15 protein-coding genes and 1 other RNA gene are annotated in these 17591 nt (G+C 60.2%); 12 read left to right on the top strand and 4 right to left on the bottom strand.

Going from position 1 to position 17591, the window contains the following annotated elements:
- Window positions 1-33: 33 nt before the first annotated feature.
- Window positions 34-1281, bottom strand: a complete 1248-nt coding sequence (locus QA648_RS09225) for a DUF3419 family protein (RefSeq protein ID WP_283051039.1) — start codon at window positions 1279-1281, stop codon at window positions 34-36.
- A 191-nt stretch (window positions 1282-1472) separates the two neighbouring features.
- On the opposite strand from QA648_RS09225, the gene QA648_RS09220 reads away from it, so the two are divergent.
- On the top strand, window positions 1473-2885 hold the full coding sequence (locus tag QA648_RS09220; protein WP_283051037.1) for a serine hydrolase: 1413 nt from the start codon (window positions 1473-1475) through the stop codon (window positions 2883-2885).
- A 10-nt stretch (window positions 2886-2895) separates the two neighbouring features.
- Here QA648_RS09220 and QA648_RS09215 read toward each other — a convergent pair whose 3' ends face one another.
- The 3 genes from QA648_RS09215 to QA648_RS09205 form a co-directional block, all read right to left on the bottom strand.
- Window positions 2896-4053, bottom strand: coding sequence for a transglycosylase SLT domain-containing protein (locus QA648_RS09215; protein WP_104823579.1), 1158 nt, complete (start codon window positions 4051-4053; stop codon window positions 2896-2898).
- Window positions 4054-4167: 114 nt separating this feature from the next.
- Window positions 4168-4803, bottom strand: a complete 636-nt coding sequence (locus QA648_RS09210; RefSeq protein WP_283051033.1) for a LysE family translocator — start codon at window positions 4801-4803, stop codon at window positions 4168-4170.
- Between the two features lie 59 nt (window positions 4804-4862).
- Window positions 4863-6074 carry a pyrophosphate--fructose-6-phosphate 1-phosphotransferase gene (locus QA648_RS09205; RefSeq protein ID WP_283051031.1) on the bottom strand — a complete coding sequence of 404 codons (1212 nt, stop codon included), beginning with the start codon at window positions 6072-6074 and terminating at the stop codon, window positions 4863-4865.
- A gap of 284 nt (window positions 6075-6358) precedes the next feature.
- Here QA648_RS09205 and QA648_RS09200 point away from each other — a divergent pair, with 284 nt between their 5' ends.
- The 11 genes from QA648_RS09200 to QA648_RS09150 all read left to right on the top strand — a co-directional run bounded on the left by QA648_RS09200 (window position 6359) and on the right by QA648_RS09150 (window position 17589).
- Window positions 6359-7069 carry a DnaJ family molecular chaperone gene (locus QA648_RS09200; protein WP_283051029.1) on the top strand — a complete coding sequence of 237 codons (711 nt, stop codon included), beginning with the start codon at window positions 6359-6361 and terminating at the stop codon, window positions 7067-7069.
- Complete coding sequence (locus QA648_RS09195; RefSeq protein WP_104823575.1) at window positions 7066-7827, top strand: N-acetylmuramoyl-L-alanine amidase; 762 nt, start codon at window positions 7066-7068, stop codon at window positions 7825-7827. The genes QA648_RS09200 and QA648_RS09195 overlap by 4 nt, the downstream gene beginning before the upstream one ends.
- 266 nt (window positions 7828-8093) lie before the next feature.
- A complete protein-coding gene (locus QA648_RS09190; RefSeq protein WP_283051026.1) occupies window positions 8094-8651 on the top strand; it encodes a transglycosylase SLT domain-containing protein in 558 nt (185 codons plus the stop codon).
- 82 nt (window positions 8652-8733) lie between these two features.
- Window positions 8734-9927 carry an FAD-binding oxidoreductase gene (locus tag QA648_RS09185; protein ID WP_283051023.1) on the top strand — a complete coding sequence of 398 codons (1194 nt, stop codon included), beginning with the start codon at window positions 8734-8736 and terminating at the stop codon, window positions 9925-9927.
- Between the two features lie 67 nt (window positions 9928-9994).
- Window positions 9995-10394: RNase P RNA component class A (gene rnpB / locus QA648_RS09180), an RNA gene on the top strand.
- 431 nt (window positions 10395-10825) lie between these two features.
- Complete coding sequence (gene mraZ, locus QA648_RS09175; RefSeq protein WP_283051021.1) at window positions 10826-11266, top strand: division/cell wall cluster transcriptional repressor MraZ; 441 nt, start codon at window positions 10826-10828, stop codon at window positions 11264-11266.
- 14 nt (window positions 11267-11280) lie between these two features.
- A complete protein-coding gene (gene rsmH, locus QA648_RS09170) occupies window positions 11281-12306 on the top strand; it encodes a 16S rRNA (cytosine(1402)-N(4))-methyltransferase RsmH (RefSeq protein ID WP_283051019.1) in 1026 nt (341 codons plus the stop codon).
- A gap of 1 nt (window position 12307) precedes the next feature.
- Entirely contained in the window at window positions 12308-12853 is a 546-nt protein-coding gene (locus tag QA648_RS09165; RefSeq protein WP_283051017.1) for a hypothetical protein, read from the top strand.
- On the top strand, window positions 12853-14604 hold the full coding sequence (locus QA648_RS09160; RefSeq protein WP_104823569.1) for a penicillin-binding protein 2: 1752 nt from the start codon (window positions 12853-12855) through the stop codon (window positions 14602-14604). The genes QA648_RS09165 and QA648_RS09160 overlap by 1 nt, the downstream gene beginning before the upstream one ends.
- 64 nt (window positions 14605-14668) lie before the next feature.
- The gene (locus QA648_RS09155) at window positions 14669-16132 is read left to right on the top strand and encodes a UDP-N-acetylmuramoyl-L-alanyl-D-glutamate--2,6-diaminopimelate ligase (protein ID WP_283051014.1); all 1464 of its coding nucleotides are present in this window, start codon (window positions 14669-14671) and stop codon (window positions 16130-16132) included.
- Window positions 16129-17589: a UDP-N-acetylmuramoylalanyl-D-glutamyl-2,6-diaminopimelate--D-alanyl-D-alanine ligase gene (locus QA648_RS09150; RefSeq protein ID WP_283051012.1), complete on the top strand. Its 1461-nt coding sequence runs from the start codon at window positions 16129-16131 to the stop codon at window positions 17587-17589. The genes QA648_RS09155 and QA648_RS09150 overlap by 4 nt, the downstream gene beginning before the upstream one ends.
- Window positions 17590-17591: the final 2 nt, after the last annotated feature.

Below are 17591 nucleotides of genomic sequence, written 5' to 3'. Positions count from 1 at the left end.
TCGAGCTTGTCTGAAGACCTGTATCCGCCTGGCTCACGCTTTTTTCCCGTAGATGTGGAAGCCGCCGTAGATCGCCGAGCGGTCGCGGACGTTAAGCTCCTGCGAGCGCTCTTCGAAATAGACCCACTGATCGCGAATGGCGGGGGAGAGGCGACCTTCGATGATGCTCTTTTCGGCGGCGGTGCGGAAAATGACGCGGGCGCCTTCGCGGGCCGTGCGGGTAATTTCAGCCCAGAGGTCGTTGAGCTGTTCGTCGGTCATCCAGTCCTGGGCGTCGAGCAGGATATAGCGGTCGCGCGAAGCGGCGGGCTTGGAGGCCAGAAGCTCCGTGAAGTTGGCATGATGCACATCGACGCGGTCGGCATTGGCGCGGATTGCGGCGTAGTGCTCAGGCCGCAGATAGGTCGGCAACGGGCCTTGGTGTTGGGAGGCATAGCGCCGCGCAAAGGCCTGCCAGGCGAAATAATTGTCCCGCATCGGGAAGTGGCAGGCCAGCTTTTCCAGGCGGTGCTTCAGGACGCCAGATATGGAATCGTCACCTGCGAGGCTCGCAAGTTCGTCATATTGTTGCGGCGGGATGCCGAGGCCGAAGAGCGAGCTCTTGCGGCCGAGCAGCCAGCGGACCATCGGCTTGTCGAAGATCGGCGCAATTTCGTTGTCGAAGAACTGCCGCTGTTCGCGGACCGTGCGGGCTTCCGTCATCTTGCCGAGGCGGACGCCGTGCAGGCGGGCCAGCACATGGGCGGCGCCGATGAAGCGGCCGAGCAGGCCGGTCTTATAGATGTTGCGGTTGAACACCGTGACGCGGCGGCGGCCATACATGTCGCGGCCATCCCAGTAAGCGGCGGTCGCCGGATCGAGACGCGGCGCGATGAACTGATCGTATGCCTGGCTATTGGCGCTAACGTCCGGCGTGCCGAAGAAGCGCACGAGATCGGCATGTCCGGGTAGCAGCCGGAAGGCGGCGAGCTTGAGCTTGTTCAGCGCGATGTGGTGACGATTGAGGTCGACGACATCGATGGAAGCCGGGTTCTGCGAAAGATAGGCGAGCATGTTGCAGCCGCCCGAGCCGATTGTGACGATGCGGTGGTGCGGCTGCAGCTCCATCGCCTCCATGTCGATATCCGGATCCTCCCAGATCTGCGGATAGACAAGGCCGGAAAACAACATGCCGAACAGGCGCTCCGAAAAGCCGGCCTTCGACAGAGCCTTGTGTTGCAGCAGAGCGTCCTTGAGTTTCCGATTCTTGTGGAGACCGGCATCCGGGGCAAATTCCGTCATCTGAGTCTTGTCACCGATTTGTCAGGTTCAGCGCGTGTAACCCGGCAATGCTACAGTCTGATGACGTGGACTGTTGGCAGACCCGGCCGGTAGGGCCGTCACGGTGATATTTGCAAGGCTGTGGCGACGATAGGTCTTTCACATTCCTGCATTTCCTGATTGTCTCCGCATTCCTTCGGAGGGTGTGTGATATGCGTTTAATATCGAGAGTGGTCGGGGCTCTTGTTTTTTTGCTGCTGATCATTGTCGCGGGCGGTGCGGTCTGGCTTTCGGTCTGGTCACCGGAATTGTTGAGGGTCGGGGACGGCTATGCCGCCAAGATCGTCTGCTCGAATACGTTTATCGCCAAGCGCGATCCCGAGCGGATATTGGCGGATGACGTGCAGGCGCCGGGCAATCCGGCGCTGAAGCTCGTTCGGGTTTCGGTCAATCGAGAGGAAGGCGTGGTAACCGCCCGCTTTCTCGGCATGTTTGCACCAAACTATGCGCTCTACCGCGGCGCGCTCGGCTGCACGACGGTGCCGGACGGCGATCTGCCGGCGGCGCGCAGCGCGGCGTTCCTCAATAAGATCAAAGCGGCCAAAAGCGATTCTCCTTGGCCGGATGGCGATAAGGTCGTGCTGGGCCAGGACGACACCGGCCTCGCGCTCTCCAAGCTCCTTGCCAATCCGGACTTTGCCGGTCCCGCCATGCGCGCCATCGTCGTCGTCAAGAACGGCCGCATCATCGCGGAGACCTATGGCGAGGGGTTTGACAAGGGCACGCCTTTGATCGGCTGGTCGATGACGAAGACCGTCAATGCCGCCATCATCGGCCGCCTCATGCTTTCCGGCCGCATGTCCTTCGACGATCAGAGTCTTTTGCCGCAATGGAGCGCTGATGCCCGCAAGAACATCAAGCTCAGCGATCTCCTCAGCATGGAGAGCGGCCTAGCCTTCAATGAGGGATATGGCGCAGTCTCAGACGTGACGCGCATGCTCTATCTCGATCCGGATTCGACCAGGGTTGCCTCGAGTGCGCCTCAAGAGGCCGCGGCAGGTGAACGATTCAGCTATTCCAGCGGCACGGCGACGCTGCTCTCTCGGATTTGGATGAACAAGCTTCCCAATGAGAGTGCGGCGATCACCTATCCGCGTGAAGCGTTGTTTGCGCCGCTCGGCATGTCCAGCGCTGTGTTGGAAGCCGATGAGCGCGGTACTTATGTCGGCAGCTCCTATCTTTATGCGACGCCGCGCGACTGGGCGCGCTTCGGCCAATTCCTGCTGCAGGATGGTGTCTGGAAGGGCCAGCGCCTGTTGCCGGAAGGCTTTGTTGGCGCGATGCGCACTCCGACGACGGCATCCGAAGGCATCTATACGCAGGTTCAAGCCTGGCTTGCCGGTCCCGGTGGTTCGGATGCGCAGTTCGGCCTGCCGACGGATACGTTCTGGATGCTCGGACATGATGGCCAGAGCGTCGCCATTGTGCCGTCAGCCAATCTCGTGCTGGTGCGCATGGGGCTGACGCCGGGCTGGCTGGACTATAAGCCGCAAATTCTACTGAAGAGGATACTGGATATAATCAACGCCGGTCAGGACATGGCCCAACCGGCGCTGGCGAAATGATCCGGGATAATCAGTAATTGCCTTGCGCGACGTCCGGCAGGCCCTTGCGCTTGGCATCATAATAATAGCCGCGCGCATAGAGCTGAACGGCATTGGCTTCTTTGGCCTCGGCCTTATTGTCGGCCACCATCCATGCGCCGCGCAGATATTTCGCGGCATATTTGATGTTGGTCTCGGCATCGAGTAGGCCTGCAGGCGGACCGTCGTAGCCCATGGACTTGGCCGTGTTGTATCTAATCTGCATCAGGCCAAAGTAACCGCCGCGGTTATATGCCTTCGGATTGTAGCGGCTCTCGCGATGAACGACGCGATGGATCAAAGATTCCGGAATTTCATAAAGCTTGGCATATTTCTGGATGAGCTTCGAAACGTAGCTCTTCTCCTCCGCCGGCACGTCGGAATCGTAATTCTGAGGGGTCAGTACCGCCGAAACGACCGTCGGGCCGCTGGCATCGAAGTTGAAATCATAATGCATGCGGGTGTCCGCATAACCCATGCCGGCGATCTGCATCGGCGCGGCATAGGCGACTTCGGCAGGCGCCATGATCGGTGCATCTTCGCCCGGGCGGGGCGTCGGAACGACGGACTGAATGGCCGCCACGTCCGACGTCATCGGAATGGTCGCCTGACCCTGGGTCGCGGAACCTGACACCGGCAGCAGCGCGGTATCGCCTGGACGTGCCGGGTTCGGGATCGGGATGGCGACGACGGTGGGAACCACGGGTTCGTCGGAGGCCGCATAAGCGGCGGCTGCGGATGTGCCCGCTGCGGGCGCGCCGGTTACGGCCGCTATCGCGACAGTACCCTGGTTCGCTGCATTCGGTGCATTTGCCACCGGACCAACCATGCGGTCCTGGGCTGCCTGAATCTGATTCGGAGCCACCGAACCGGCGCCAACCCGGTCCGACTTCATCAATGCTGCCTGCTGCTGAGGCTGAATCTGCTGGCCTGTAGCTGGTGTGGTGGAAGCCACCGCTACGCCGCCTGTGGTCGACGCAGCACCGACCGGAGCCGGGTTTGTATTCGGATGCGGCACGTTGGTTTGTGCCGACGGGAGTTCTGCCTGGGACGTCTGCTGCTGAGTGCTTGCACACCCTGCGAGGACGCCGCACATCATTGCCGAAAAGGCAACGCTGCGCTTTAGGCTGGGAAATCCGATCGCTACCATTCTGTCACTTTCGAAAAAACCAAACCGCCCTGCGGTGCAAATCAGCCACAGGGTTGATAAATTTATGAATCCCCCATTAACCTATCCGTGATCGCCCCGCAACCCTGGACAGCATCAAGCGGCCAACCGGCGATATCCGGCGGTCACTGCGCCGGCGGCTATCAACAGGGTTCCGCCCGTCCGGTTAACGGCGCGTTGCACGCTTGCCTTGCGAATAAAACCGCGCGCCATGTCGGCGACAAAAACGTAAAGCAGCGAGTTCAGTGCTGCCAGAGTGAGGAATGTCGCCTCCAAAATAACGGTTTGCTGAAGGAAGGGCTTCGACAGGTCGAGAAACTGCGGCACGAAGGCTATGAAGAAGACGATGCTCTTCGGGTTCAAGGCGGTCACAACGTAGGCGTGTAATAAAATCTTCAGCGGCTTTTCTTCCGGAAGATTGTCATTGTCGCCTATCGGACCGGTCACAATCGGGGCGCGCCAAAGCTTGATTCCCAGAAACATCAGGTAGGCTGCGCCGATCAGCTTGAGAATCGTGAACAGAGTGGCTGAGGTGGCGAGAAGGGCGCCGAGACCAGCGAGCGAGGCAGTCATCGCCGTGAAATCGCCAAGCGTTACGCCGGTCACCGTTGCCAGCGCCGTCTTACGACCGTGGCCGAGTGCATATGAGATCACAAGGAGAATGGTCGGACCGGGTATTGCCAGCATAATGCAGGATGCGGCGGCGAACGCGAGCCAGGTTTCGATGGACATGGAATCCTCCTCTATTCCTATTCGCCGCCAGCAAAGACATTGGATTTGCGATCCGTCAATTAGGATTGCGCGTATTTTTGCCCGATGTGATCCATGACTTCGGCGAACCACGGCAGGGACAGATCAAAGGGCTTGCCGCCCTTGATGCGCGGGAATTCGATGGTGCGCAGCTTGCCGCCCTGGCCTTCGTCATGGCCGGTGACGCCCGAGACCTTATTCAATGCGCTTTCGACCGCGAGGTCGACCATGCCCTGGATCAGGCGCAGGTCGTCGCCGTTAGCGGGCGCCGAGCGGGCAAAATAGCCCGACTTTTGCACCAGGGAGCGCTCTGCGCCGAGCAGGGTGGCGAATTGCTTCTGGAACCAGTTGCCGACATTGATAGTGTCGATCTTCACATGACCGAAGGCATCGCGCTTGATGGTTTCACCGGCAGCTTCCCGCTCGGCCACGATGGCCTCGAGGGCGGCGCCTTCCGAAACGAACAGCGTCACCTGGCCAGTCTTGTCCATAACGGCCTTCAGGCGCTCGGCTTCCGCTTCGATGTCGAAGGCCATTTCCGGGAGATAGAGGCCGTCGATGCTCTTCATGGCGGCATTCATCATGAAGCCATCCACATATTCATTGGCACTGGTCTTCTGAATATAGGCGCGGGCTGTCGCCGCCGTCAGCCAGCCGCAGCTTCTGCCCATGACTTCATGGATGACGAGGGTGCGCGGAGCGGCGGTCTGTTCGTTGCTGACATTGTCGAAGAAATGCGCGCCGACTTCGGCCGCCGTCCAGGCGCCGAGGGACTGGCGGATCGGCACGACATCGTTGTCGACCGTCTTCGGCAGGCCGACCACGGTCAAGTTATAGCCGTTGGCGCCGAGGTAGGCGGCAAGATCGGCTGCGGTCGTGTTGGTGTCGTCACCGCCAATTGTATGGAGAATGGTGACACCGTCGGAGGCGAGGCGCTCGGCGGCCACGCGCAGCGGATTTTCGCCTTCCTTGACGAGACCGCGTTTGACGCAGTCGGCGGCGTTGGTGAGCTTGACGCGGCTGTTGCCAATCGGCGAGCCGCCGTAGCGGTGCAATAGATGTGCACGCTCGCGCATGCCAGGCGTCACCTCGATGCGGTCACCCAGCAGAACGCCCTGATAGCCGGAGCGATAGGCTATAATGTCGAGATCGGGCGCAACGTCGCTGTAGCGCTGGATCAGGCCGCCGACCGCAGAGGAGAGACAGGGCGCCAATCCGCCGGCGGTTAGCATTGCGACTTTCTGTTTGGCCATGGGTATCCTCCTCGCAGCCGGGCTGCCTCATTTCGGTGATTGCCTCGGAATGGATGCGACAGGCGGGCATGGCTGTAAAGTAAAGAATTTAAGAAATGCGTGCTTGCTTTTTCATCCGGGCAATGAGTTGCCCGATCCGGCGGCATCGCAAATCACGGCTTCGAACACGCCATCATTACCGAATTGTGAAAAGTGTTTTCGGCTGTGCGACCAATGGACTCCTTGCAATCGCAACCATTATTTGATCAACGTGTTTCTATTCAGAAGGGGTAATTGAGACCATCATGTCGTTTTGGGAAAAATTGCTGAATGCTGTTGGTGGCACCGCTGGCAATGCCCTGTCGGCAGTGGTCGAAGCCATCCGTACGCTGTTCGAAGGCGATCCAGAGACCCGCCGCAAGGTGGCCTTTTCCGTCGCCATCATCGCGCTTTCCGCCAAGATGGCGAAGGCCGATGGTGTGGTGACCGAAAACGAGGTCAACGCCTTTCGCGAGATTTTCGAATTTCCGCAGGATCAGGCGAAGAACGTCGCACGTCTCTATAATCTGGCACGCCAGGACGTTGCCGGCTACGAGGCCTATGCCGAAAAACTGTCGTCGCTCTGCGTCACCTGCGCGAAGAACTGCCCGGTGCTGGAAGACGTGCTTGACGGTCTCTTCCATATCGCCAAGGCTGATGGCTTGATCCACGAGAAGGAAATGGCCTTCCTGCAGCATATTGCTCAGATCTTCCATATGAGCGAGCAGCGGTTCGAGCAGATCATGGCGCGCCATGTCAGCGCTGGCGGCCGCGATCCCTACAAGGTGCTCGGCGTATCGCCCCAGGACGATTTCACGACCATCCGTCGCCGCTATCATGGCCTGGTCTATGAGAATCACCCTGACCGCCTCGTCTCGCGCGGGGTGCCGGAAGAATTCCACCTCATCGCCAATGAGCGCATGGCGGCGCTCAATGCAGCCTACGCGGAAATCGAGAAAGAACGCCGCGCTGCATGAGTTCCTTTGCGGCAGATTTTTCCGGTGCCAGCGTGCAGCCGTCGCCGAACCATGGCGAGCGGCGGGACGGGCGCAAGCCAGACATGATCCTGCTGCACTATACCGGCATGGGCACGGCCGAAGGCGCGCTTGATTGGCTCTGTCGCGACGAGAGCCAGGTGTCGAGCCATTACTTCGTCTTCGAGGATGGGCGGGTGATCCAGCTCGTGCCGGAGGAACGTCGTGCTTGGCATGCTGGCAAGAGTGTCTGGCATAACGAGGCCGACATCAATTCGCTGTCGATCGGCATCGAAATCGCCAATGCCGGTCATCCCGGCGGGCTGCCGGATTTTCCCGATGCACAGATCGAGGCGGTCATCGAACTGTGTCGTGATTGCGGCCATCGCTGGGCAATTTCACCTGAGCGTGTGCTTGCACACTCCGATGTCGCTCCTGTTCGCAAGGTCGATCCGGGCGAAAAATTTCCGTGGGCGCGACTGGCCGAAGCGGGCGTCGGCCACTGGGTCGAACCGACGCCGATCACCGGCGGGCGGTTCTTTCAGAGGGGCGATGTCGGGCAGCCGATCGAGGCTTTGCAATCCATGCTCTCGCTCTATGGTTATGAAACGGAAATTACAGGCGAATTCTCCACAAAACTGGCGGGAGACGTCGAGGCTTTCCAGCGCCATTTTCGCCAGGAGCGAGTGGATGGGATCGCCGATTTTTCGACCATCGATACACTTCATCGTTTGCTGTCCGCGCTGCCTCGCTTCTCCTAAGGGTAGGTGGGCCTCGTTTTTACGGTGGAATAGACGCCGCAACGCTCAAAATGCGTAACGTGCTTCAGCGCCACATCATTTCCCTATTATCTCCGCATTGGGCTGGTCTAACGGCGCCCGCTTGAACGGCGGTCGCGCAAGTTAGTTTGTGTGTCGCGCGGCCGTAAAGAATAACGGGGACCGTGAACTCCGGCGGCTCTTTTTGCCTCCCGCCGGACTGATGGCTTGTGCTGTCCACGGTTCCGCGCTCGGAGACAAAAGACTAAATGAAAAATCTGATTGTTGCGGCGGCAGCGTGCGTGAGCGTGCTGCTGACAGGATATGATTGCGCCTATGCCGACCCCCACGGCGAGAAAACCCAGACCGTCCCCCTGCAGATCATTACGCGTACGGTCGGCTATCCAATGCCGAGTGTCCCCGCCGAATTGCGGGATGCGGAAAATTCCTTCACGACGCAAAATCCCTATTCGGCGCTGATTGCCAAATACGCCAAGCAGAACGGCGTGCCGGTCGAATTGGCGACCGCGGTCATTCAGATCGAAAGCAATTTCAATCCAAAACGGCGCGGTAGTGCCGGCGAGATCGGCCTGATGCAGATCAAGCCCACGACCGCAAAGCTGATGGGCTATTCGGGCAGTGCCAAGGGACTTTACGATCCCGAGACGAACATCAAGTTCGGCATGAAATACCTCGCCGCGGCACAGCAACTTGGCGGTGGACCAACCTGCAACACCATCCTCAAATACAATGCCGGCCATGCAGCAACGCGCATGAATCCGGTCTCGCAGAAATATTGCGGTAAGGTGCTGGCGCTCCTCGATTAATCGCCGCTTTTAAGAGGATTGCGGGTGGGGCGGACTCGCTTTCCATGTTATCGAATTTGCGATCATTTGCGAGGGACATAACATGGCAGCGGATTTCAGGTTCATCGTCGTCGGTCGAGGAATGATGGGGGCTGCTGCCGCGCGCCATCTGGCCAAACAGACAGACGGCATAGCCGTCATCGGCCCGGACGAGCCCGAAGACCGCGCGAACCACCAGGGCGTTTTCGGCAGTCACTATGACGAAGGCCGGATCACCCGCACCATCGATCCCGACGCCGACTGGGCGCGGCTCGCCAACCGTTCGATCGGCCGCTATGCGGAGATCGAGCGCGACAGCGGCATTCAATTCTACGCCCCGGTCGGCTGCCTTGTGGTGGGGTCCAAGCGTGGCGGCGCCCATGACTACGTCAGCAATGTCGTCGATGCGGCAGCTCGGCTCGGTGTCCGGACGGAGCTTCTGGACGACGCTGCGCTGAAGGCGAAATTTCCGTTCTTCTCCTTTGCGGAAGGTAGCGAGGGCGTCTACGAGCCGAAAGGCGCGGGACATATCAGCCCGCGGCGGCTGGTGAAGGCACAGTCGTTGCTGGCGGAGAAAGCCGGGGCTCGCGTCATCAAGCAGACGGTTGTGTCGATCCGCGACGAGGGTGGTCTAGCAGTCGTTAAGACGGCGGAAGGCGCGACGTTCCGGGCGGAGAAAGTCCTGCTCGCCGCCGGCGGTTTTTCCATTGCTGAGAATCTGTTGCCGCAGCCGGTTGAGGTGAAGGTTTATGGTCGCACGGTGAATTTTTTCGAGGTAAGTGAGGCGGAAGCCGAGGCGCTTTCGGCCATGCCGTCGCTGATATTTTCGAGGCCTGACCATACCGACAGCATCTACCTGCTGCCGCCGATCCGCTATCCTGACGGGAAATACTACATCAAGATCGGCGGCGATCCAGACGATCTCCAGTTCGAAAACGAGCCGGATTTGCGTAAGTGGTTTCGAACCGCCGGTCGCGACAAGGCACGCGATCATCTGACGCGGATCATCCACGAGCTGGTTCCGAGCGTGACAGGGGCACCGACATTCACCAATTCCTGTGCCGTTTCCTATTCGCCGACCGGCTATCCCATGATCGGTTACACGTCGTCACCACGCGTAGCGGTGCTGACCGGCGGTTGTGGTACGGCGGCGAAGAGTTCGGACGAGATCGGCAGGCTTGGCGCGGAACTGTTGCTCGAAGGTCGAATCAAGGACGACGGCTACCGCACGGATTTCTCTGCACATTTCCGCGCTTAGGCCCGAACGGAAATAAAGCTGCATATTTCGATGGCAATTGCCGGCGCTCTCGGCTAATGGAGCCCTGCCAGTTGGCCGGGCAGCCGCGCCTCACCAATGCCGAAAGGCGGTGGGGTGAGGAAAGTCCGGGCTCCACGGAAACACGGTGCCGGATAACGTCCGGCGGGGGCAACCTCAGGGAAAGTGCCACAGAAAGCAAACCGCCTGGTCTTCGGATCGGGTAAGGGTGAAAGGGTGGGGTAAGAGCCCACCGCGTCTCTGGCAACAGCGGCGGCACGGTAAACCCCACCGGGAGCAAAACCGAATAGGGATGACGCGGATCGCGAAAGCGGTCCAGCCCGTTTCCGGGCCGGTCATCCGGGTGGGTTGCAAGAGGCGGCGCGCAAGCGTCGTCCCAGATGAATGGCTGCCACGTTCCGGCCTCGGCCGGAGCCATACAGAACCCGGCTTACAGGCCAACTGGCAAATCATATTTTCGACCGGCGTCGATGCTCGTCATTGCCCTGTGGAAACAATTTCTCAGACCGCCAAAAGCCTTGGTTTTTCGGTCTTCCGACCGTGTCGGCGGAGGGGTTTTCGTCTGTGAAAACAATCCGTTTTGGATCGGCGGTTCAGGGCGATCATAACCTTTCGTTAAACTTAACGGGTTATGAATATTCAGGCTGTGGCCACGTCTCTGTGGCTTCATCCCATTGACGCCCATATGGTCCCATGGTATCCCAAAAGCACACTGCACAAGGGCAAATCATCGCCCATTCATCGCAAAGTCATGATCCCTCCTTTCTTGGGGGTGTCGGAAGAGTATTCTCTCTTTCAGCTTGCGAAGCTGTGTCCGATTTTGGCTATGTCTGCGGGCGAATGATCGCCCGTAAGTCATGGGAAACGGGTGTTTCGCGTCATGAACCGCTTCCTATCGAATGCGACCAACAGGATCGATGCCAAGGGCCGGGTATCCGTGCCGGCGGCGTTTCGTTCCGTGCTGGCGGAGCGCAATATCCAGGAGCTGTATTGCTTTCAGGATTTTGTGTTTCCGGCGATCAGCGTCGGCGGTCTCGATCTGCTCGATCGGTTCGAGCGGCAGATTGCGGCGGACGATCCTTTTTCGCCGGCGGCGAACCAGATGTCGCTCCTCATTCACGGGGGCGGGGTCTTTATGAGGCTCGATGCGGAAGGGCGGCTGATGGTCACGGATTTTATCCGCGGCTTCACCGGTATCGCCAACGAGGTGACCTTCGTCGGTCGGGCGGATCATTTTCAACTGTGGCGGCCGGAGGCTTTTCAGGCCTTGCAGGCACAGGCACGAGAGGAGCGCAAGCTGGCGGGCAAGCGCTCGGAATAGAACGGGGAAACGGAATGGCGGCGAATCCTGGCGGAGGCTCGACTGATGCCGGTGGCGGACCGGTTCGTCACATTCCGGTTCTTCTTGCTGAGGTGCTTGAGGCGCTGGCGCCGGCCGCCGGCAAGGTCGTTCTCGACGGCACGTTCGGTGCTGGTGGCTATACCTCTGCTATTCTGTCTGGTGGTGCCGATGTGATCGCGCTCGATCGTGATCCGACGGCGATCGCGGCGGGGCAGGCGATGGTTGTCGCTCATGCGGGCCATCTTTCTCTCATTCATTCGCAGTTTTCGCGGCTTGCCGATCATGCGCCGCAGGGTGGGCTCGATGGTGTCGTGCTCGATATCGGTGTCTCTTCCATGCAGCTCGACGAGGCCGAGCGCGGTTTCTCGTTCAATAAGAACGGCCCGCTCGACATGCGCATGTCGGCAAGTGGCGTATCGGCGGCCGATGTCGTCAATCGCGCCAAGCTCGCCGATCTCATCCGCATCTTCGCCTTCCTTGGGGAAGAAAAGCAGGCGCCGCGCATTGCCCATGCGATCGAAAAGCGTCGGGCGGAAGCGCCGTTCGTTACGACCCGCGATCTCGCTGGTCTGATCGAGATCGTCACGCCGCGAAAGGCCAAGGACAAGATCCATCCGGCGACCCGTGTTTTCCAGGCGCTGCGCATTTTCGTCAACGACGAGCTTGGCGAATTGGCGCAGGCGCTGTTTGCGGCCGAGCGCGTGCTGAAGCCCGGCGGGCGTCTGGTTGTCGTTACCTTTCATTCACTGGAAGACCGGATCGTCAAGAAGTTCTTCGCCGATCGCTCCGGCCGTGCCACCGGTTCCCGTCATATGCCCATGGTTCATGAGCGGCTCGCGACCTTCGATCCGATCGGCAAGTCGATGGTTTCGGCAAGCGATGCGGAAGCGGAGGCCAATCCGCGGGCGCGTTCGGCCAAGCTGCGCGCGGGTCTTCGCACCGCTGCGCCCGCCGAGGCCGCCGATCTCTCGATCTTCGATCTGCCCAATCTCGCCAGTCTCGGAAAGCTCGGAGGTTGATATGCTGAAGACTTTTGACATCGTCCTGATTGGCGTCATGACAGCGATGGCCACCGTGACCTACACGATCAAGCATCGTGCCGAACTGAAGCTCGAAGAGGTTCATCGCCTCGAATCGGAAATCAAGCTGGAGAAGGACACGATCGAGCTTCTGAAGGCGGATTGGGCGCTGGTCGTGCAGCCAAACCGCCTGGAGCGATTGGTCAACAACTACAGCAGCGAACTCAAATTGCAGCCGACGCTGTCGACGGCGATTGTCCAGCCGAGCGAATTGCCGATGCTCCGCTCGCAGGTTCCGCCGGAAACCGTCGCCGATGCCAAGGATGCCGCCACGCCTGACAAGACGACCAAGGCCGGAAGTGCGAAACCCCACTCAAGCGCCAGCGCAGCATCGAAGAGTGGCGACACAACGGATGCGGAGATCAGGAAGGCGATCGCCGATGTCGCCGCCGCTCCCGCGCCGCGTCCTGTCGCCAAGGCGCCGTCGCTGCTGAAGCGCAAAAAACAAGAAGTCGACAATATCGCAACGGGATCGGTGGACGAGTGATGTCTTTTCTTTCGCGCATCATGGTCTTGAAAAGCAAGGCACATTTCTCCACCGACGGCAATAACCGCCCGAATGACGGCTTTGGCCGTTCGACCTTCGAAGGTGCCCGTAAGCGCAAGTCTAATCAGGCCAAAAGCCGCGTCATTCTGTTGGTTGCGAGCTTTGCCGTTGTCTACTGCATCATCGGTGGCCGTCTTGCCCAGTTCGCCATGACGCCGCCGGATACGACGTCGAGCATCCTGCCACCGGACCGGCTGATGGCATCGCGCCCCGATATCGTCGACCGCAACGGCGCACTGCTTGCGACCGATATCCGCACGGTGTCGCTGTTTGCCGAACCGAACAAGATCATCGATCCCGATGAAGCGGTCGAGCAATTGCGCACCGTGCTGCCCGATCTCGACACCAAGGGCACCTATAAAAAGCTGGCCGTCAAAACCTCGCATTTCGCCTGGCTTCGCCGCCAGTTGACGCCGAAACAGCAGAGCCAGATCCTGGCGCTCGGCATTCCCGGCATCGGTTTCCGTCCGGAAAAACGCCGCTTCTATCCCGGCGGTTCGACCGCTGCCCATATTCTCGGCTACGTCAATATCGACAACCGCGGCGTCACCGGTATGGAGAAATATATCGACGACCAGGGGCTTGCCGATCTCGCGGCTGCCGGCATGACCACCGACCAGCCGCTGCAGCCGGTGAAGCTGTCGATCGATCTTCGCGTGCAGGACATCGTGCATGACGCCGTCGTCAATGCCGTCAATAATTTCCAGGCAAAGGGTGCCGGTGCCGCGGTGCTCGACGCCCGCACCGGCGAAGTGCTGGCCATGGCGTCGGCACCCGATTTCGATCCGAATTATCCGAACGAAGGCGCTGCGGAAGGCTGGCTGAACCGTATGACGAACGGCACGTTCGAAATGGGATCGACGTTCAAGACCTTCACCATGGCGATGGCGCTTGATGCTGGCAAGGTGACGCTGCGCGATGCCTTCGACGCCACCAATCCGATCCGCATCGGCGGCTTCACCATTCACGACTTCCACGGTCAGCATCGTGTGCTGACGGTTCCGGAAATCTTCCAGTATTCGTCCAACATCGGCACGGCAAAGATTGCCGATATAGTCGGGATCGACGCGCACAAGGAATTCCTGACGCGGATGGGGCTGCTCACCAAATTGAACACCGAGCTGCCGGAAGTGAAGATGCCGACGCAGCCGCGTGTGTGGAAGAAGATCAACTCGATTACAATTTCCTTCGGCCACGGCGTCTCCACCACGCCGCTGCAGACGGCGGTTGCCGGTGCGGCTCTCGTCAATGGCGGCAAGCTAATCGAGCCGACCTTCCTGCCGCGGACCCGCGAACAGGCCGACGCGATCGCCAAGACTGTCGTCAAGAAGAGCACGAGCGACGACATCCGCTTCCTGCTCGATTTCAACGGCTCCAAGGGTTCCGGCCGCGCCGCTCGCGTGCCCGGCTACGATGTTGGCAGTAAAACCGGCACGGCCGACAAGGTCGTCAACGGCCACTATTCGCATACGCTGAACTTCAACACCTTCCTGGCTGCCTTCCCGATCGACAATCCGCAATATGTCATCATGACCTTCTGCGACGAGCCGAAGACCGGTGAACATGGCGGCACGATCTCGGCATACACGGCGGCGCCGATCGCTCGCGATATCATCGCCCGGGCAGCGCCGATCCTCGGAATCCAACCGAGTTTCGGAAACGGTAACTCCGCCTTGCTGGTGTCTTATTAAGCGTGAAAGAATACACGGGTCGATTCGCGAGGGGCGGACTGATCAAGAACGAAAAGTATATTCGATGAACTTGCGGGATATTGCCGGAAATGCGTTTCCGGAACTCAATGAACAAATTGGCGGGACACTTGGCGATCTTGAGATAACAGGCCTTTCCGCCGATAGCCGTAAGGTTGCGCCCGGCATGGCTTTCATAGCTGTCGCCGGCACGAAGGCCGATGGCGCAAGTTTCATTGCTGATGCCGTTTTGCGTGGTGCATCTGTCATTGTTGCCGGCCAGGGTGCGGTCGCCGCTGGTGCGCCGCTGTTGACCGTTGCGGAGCCGCGGCGTTTCCTCGCCGTTGCTGCTTCCCGCTTTTACGACAGGCAACCGGAGACGATGGTCGCCGTTACCGGCACCGCCGGCAAGACCTCCGTCGCTTCTTTCACTCGGCAGATATGGGCGCATGCGGGCCATCCGGCGGCAATGATTGGAACGACCGGTGTTATATCACCGACGCGTAACGATTACGGTTCGCTGACGACACCCGATCCGGTGTCGCTGCATCAGTTGCTTGCCGAGCTTTCGGATGAGGGCGTCACCCATGCGGCGATGGAAGCCTCCAGCCATGGCCTCGACCAATTCCGCCTCGATGGCGTCAGGCTTGCTGCTGCCGCCTTCACCAATCTCGGCCGCGACCATATGGACTATCACCCGACCGTCGAGGATTACCTGGCCGCCAAGATGCGGCTGTTCAGGGATCTGCTGCCGAAAGGCTCGCCGGCCGTGATCTTTGCCGACGATGCGTGGTCGGAACAGGCGATTGCCGCTGCGCGCAACGCGGGGCAGGATATACGCACTGTCGGCCGCAAGGGCGATTTCCTGGCGTTGAAGCGTGTCGAGCATTTCCGTCATAAGCAGATCGCGGAAGTGCATCTGGGTGACGATATTTTCGAGGTTCACATCCCGCTCGCCGGCGATTTCCAGGTGGCCAATGCGCTCGTTGCCGCCGGTCTTGCCATTTCCACCGGCGTTGCCGCGCCGGTTGCCATGGCGGGGCTGGAAAAGCTCTCCGGCGCTTCCGGGCGGTTGGAACTCGTTGGCCATACCCATGATGGCGCGCTTGCCTATGTCGACTATGCGCACAAGCCGGATGCCTTGGAAAATGTGCTGAATTCGGTACGGCCGTTCACCACTGGCCGCGTCATCGTCGTCTTCGGCTGCGGCGGCGACCGCGATCGTGGCAAGCGGCCGATCATGGGCGAAATCGCTTGCCGTCTCGCCGATGTGGTTGTCGTCACCGACGACAATCCGCGCTCGGAAGAGCCGGCAGCTATCCGCGCCGAGATAATGGCTGCGGCACCCTGCGCCACCGAGATCGGCGATCGCGCCAAGGCGATCCGCGAGGCAGTCGGCATGCTGAAATCCGGCGATACGCTGATCGTCGCGGGCAAGGGGCATGAGGAAGGTCAGACGATCGGCAGCGTGACGCTGCCTTTCTCCGACCATGCCGAACTGCGCAAAGCACTGGAGGAGGTAAAGTCTTGAGCTGGCTATGGACAACTGAAGACATGATCGCCGCCATTGCGGGCCGCTCCTTCGGAGTGCTGCCTGAGGGCGTTACGGGGATTTCCATCGACAGCCGTTCGATCAAGCCGGGCGAAGCTTTCTTCGCCATCAAGGGCGATCGCGTCGATGGCCATGACTACGCCAACTTGGCGATGGCGAACGGCGCGGCGTTGATCGTGATCAGCGAGGCGCGGTTGCCGGCGATGGGCCGGCTGACCGTGCCGAAGATCGTTGTCGACGACGTATTGGCTGGGCTCGCCAGGCTTGGCGTTGCCGCCCGTCAGCGCACGCAGGCGAGCATCGTCGCCGTGACTGGCTCGGTCGGCAAAACCACCACAAAGGAGATGCTGCGCCGGACATTGTCGCCCTCGGGCAAGGTGCATGCCTCCGTCGCCTCCTTCAACAATCATTGGGGCGTGCCGCTGAGCTTGGCGCGCATGCCTCAGGATACGGATTTCGGTGTTTTCGAGATCGGCATGAACCATCCGGAGGAGATCCGGCCGCTGACGAGAATGGTGCAGCCGCATGTGGCGATCATCACCACGATTGCGCCGGCCCATCTCGGCAATTTCAAGAACATCACCGAGATTGCCGCTGCCAAGGCGGAGATTTTCGACGGCGTCGTGCCGGGCGGTCACGTCATCCTCAACCGGGACAACGATCAGTTCGATTTCCTGGAGCGCGCTGCGTTGGCCGCTGGCGTCGAGCATGTGCACAGTTTCGGCCAGCATGCCAAGGCAGACGTGCGGCTCGCGGAATTCAACGCTTCGGAAGAGAATTCGACGCTGTGGCTGACAATTGGCGGCGAGACGATGGAAGTGGCGATCGGCGCGCCAGGCCGGCATATCGCGGAAAACGCGCTGGCGGTCCTCGGTGCGGTGATGCTCGTCGAGGCCGATCTCGACAAGGCGGTCGATGCGCTGGCGACGCTGCAGGCGGAAAAGGGCAGGGGGCAGCGCCATAAGCGCGCAATCGCCAATGGCTACTTCACGCTGATTGATGAAAGCTACAACGCCAACCCCGCATCCATGCGCGCGGCCATCGCGCTGCTGGCGACGTCTTCGCCGGATGCCAATGTCGGCGCTAGAGCGGGCAGGCGGATCGCCATCCTCGGCGATATGTTGGAAATGGGGGATTATGCCCAGAGAGTGCATGCCAATCTTGCCGGTCCGCTGCTGGCGGCCGGCATCGAGCATGTCTGGCTGGCAGGTCCGGAGATGGCGGCGTTGAGGGATGCGCTGCCGGAAAGTGTTCATGTCGAATATCGTGAGACGACGGAGGAGCTCTCGGAATTCGTGATCAACTCGGTCGCCCCTGGCGACGTTTTGATGGTGAAATCGTCGCTGGGGATAGGATTCGGGAAGATCGTGGCAGCTTTGCTTGACAAGTTTCCAGCATTTGCCGACACGGAGCCCCACTCCCATCAGGGGCTTTAGAA

The sequence above is a fragment of the Rhizobium sp. CB3171 genome, assembly GCF_029714265.1.
Taxonomy (GTDB): Bacteria; Pseudomonadota; Alphaproteobacteria; order Rhizobiales; family Rhizobiaceae; genus Rhizobium.
This window is presented reverse-complemented; position numbering and strand designations above follow the sequence as displayed.

Coding starts and splice junctions, on each gene's coding strand:
- QA648_RS09155 (WP_283051014.1), top strand. CDS start 14,669: ATGAACTTGCGGGATATTGCCGGAAATGCGTTTCCGGAACTCAATGAA.
- QA648_RS09220 (WP_283051037.1), top strand. CDS start 1,473: ATGCGTTTAATATCGAGAGTGGTCGGGGCTCTTGTTTTTTTGCTGCTG.
- QA648_RS09160 (WP_104823569.1), top strand. CDS start 12,853: ATGTCTTTTCTTTCGCGCATCATGGTCTTGAAAAGCAAGGCACATTTC.
- QA648_RS09210 (WP_283051033.1), bottom strand. CDS start 4,803: ATGTCCATCGAAACCTGGCTCGCGTTCGCCGCCGCATCCTGCATTATG.
- mraZ (WP_283051021.1), top strand. CDS start 10,826: ATGAACCGCTTCCTATCGAATGCGACCAACAGGATCGATGCCAAGGGC.
- QA648_RS09200 (WP_283051029.1), top strand. CDS start 6,359: ATGTCGTTTTGGGAAAAATTGCTGAATGCTGTTGGTGGCACCGCTGGC.
- QA648_RS09185 (WP_283051023.1), top strand. CDS start 8,734: ATGGCAGCGGATTTCAGGTTCATCGTCGTCGGTCGAGGAATGATGGGG.
- QA648_RS09225 (WP_283051039.1), bottom strand. CDS start 1,281: ATGACGGAATTTGCCCCGGATGCCGGTCTCCACAAGAATCGGAAACTC.
- QA648_RS09190 (WP_283051026.1), top strand. CDS start 8,094: ATGAAAAATCTGATTGTTGCGGCGGCAGCGTGCGTGAGCGTGCTGCTG.
- QA648_RS09205 (WP_283051031.1), bottom strand. CDS start 6,074: ATGGCCAAACAGAAAGTCGCAATGCTAACCGCCGGCGGATTGGCGCCC.
- QA648_RS09165 (WP_283051017.1), top strand. CDS start 12,308: ATGCTGAAGACTTTTGACATCGTCCTGATTGGCGTCATGACAGCGATG.
- QA648_RS09215 (WP_104823579.1), bottom strand. CDS start 4,053: ATGGTAGCGATCGGATTTCCCAGCCTAAAGCGCAGCGTTGCCTTTTCG.
- rsmH (WP_283051019.1), top strand. CDS start 11,281: ATGGCGGCGAATCCTGGCGGAGGCTCGACTGATGCCGGTGGCGGACCG.
- QA648_RS09195 (WP_104823575.1), top strand. CDS start 7,066: ATGAGTTCCTTTGCGGCAGATTTTTCCGGTGCCAGCGTGCAGCCGTCG.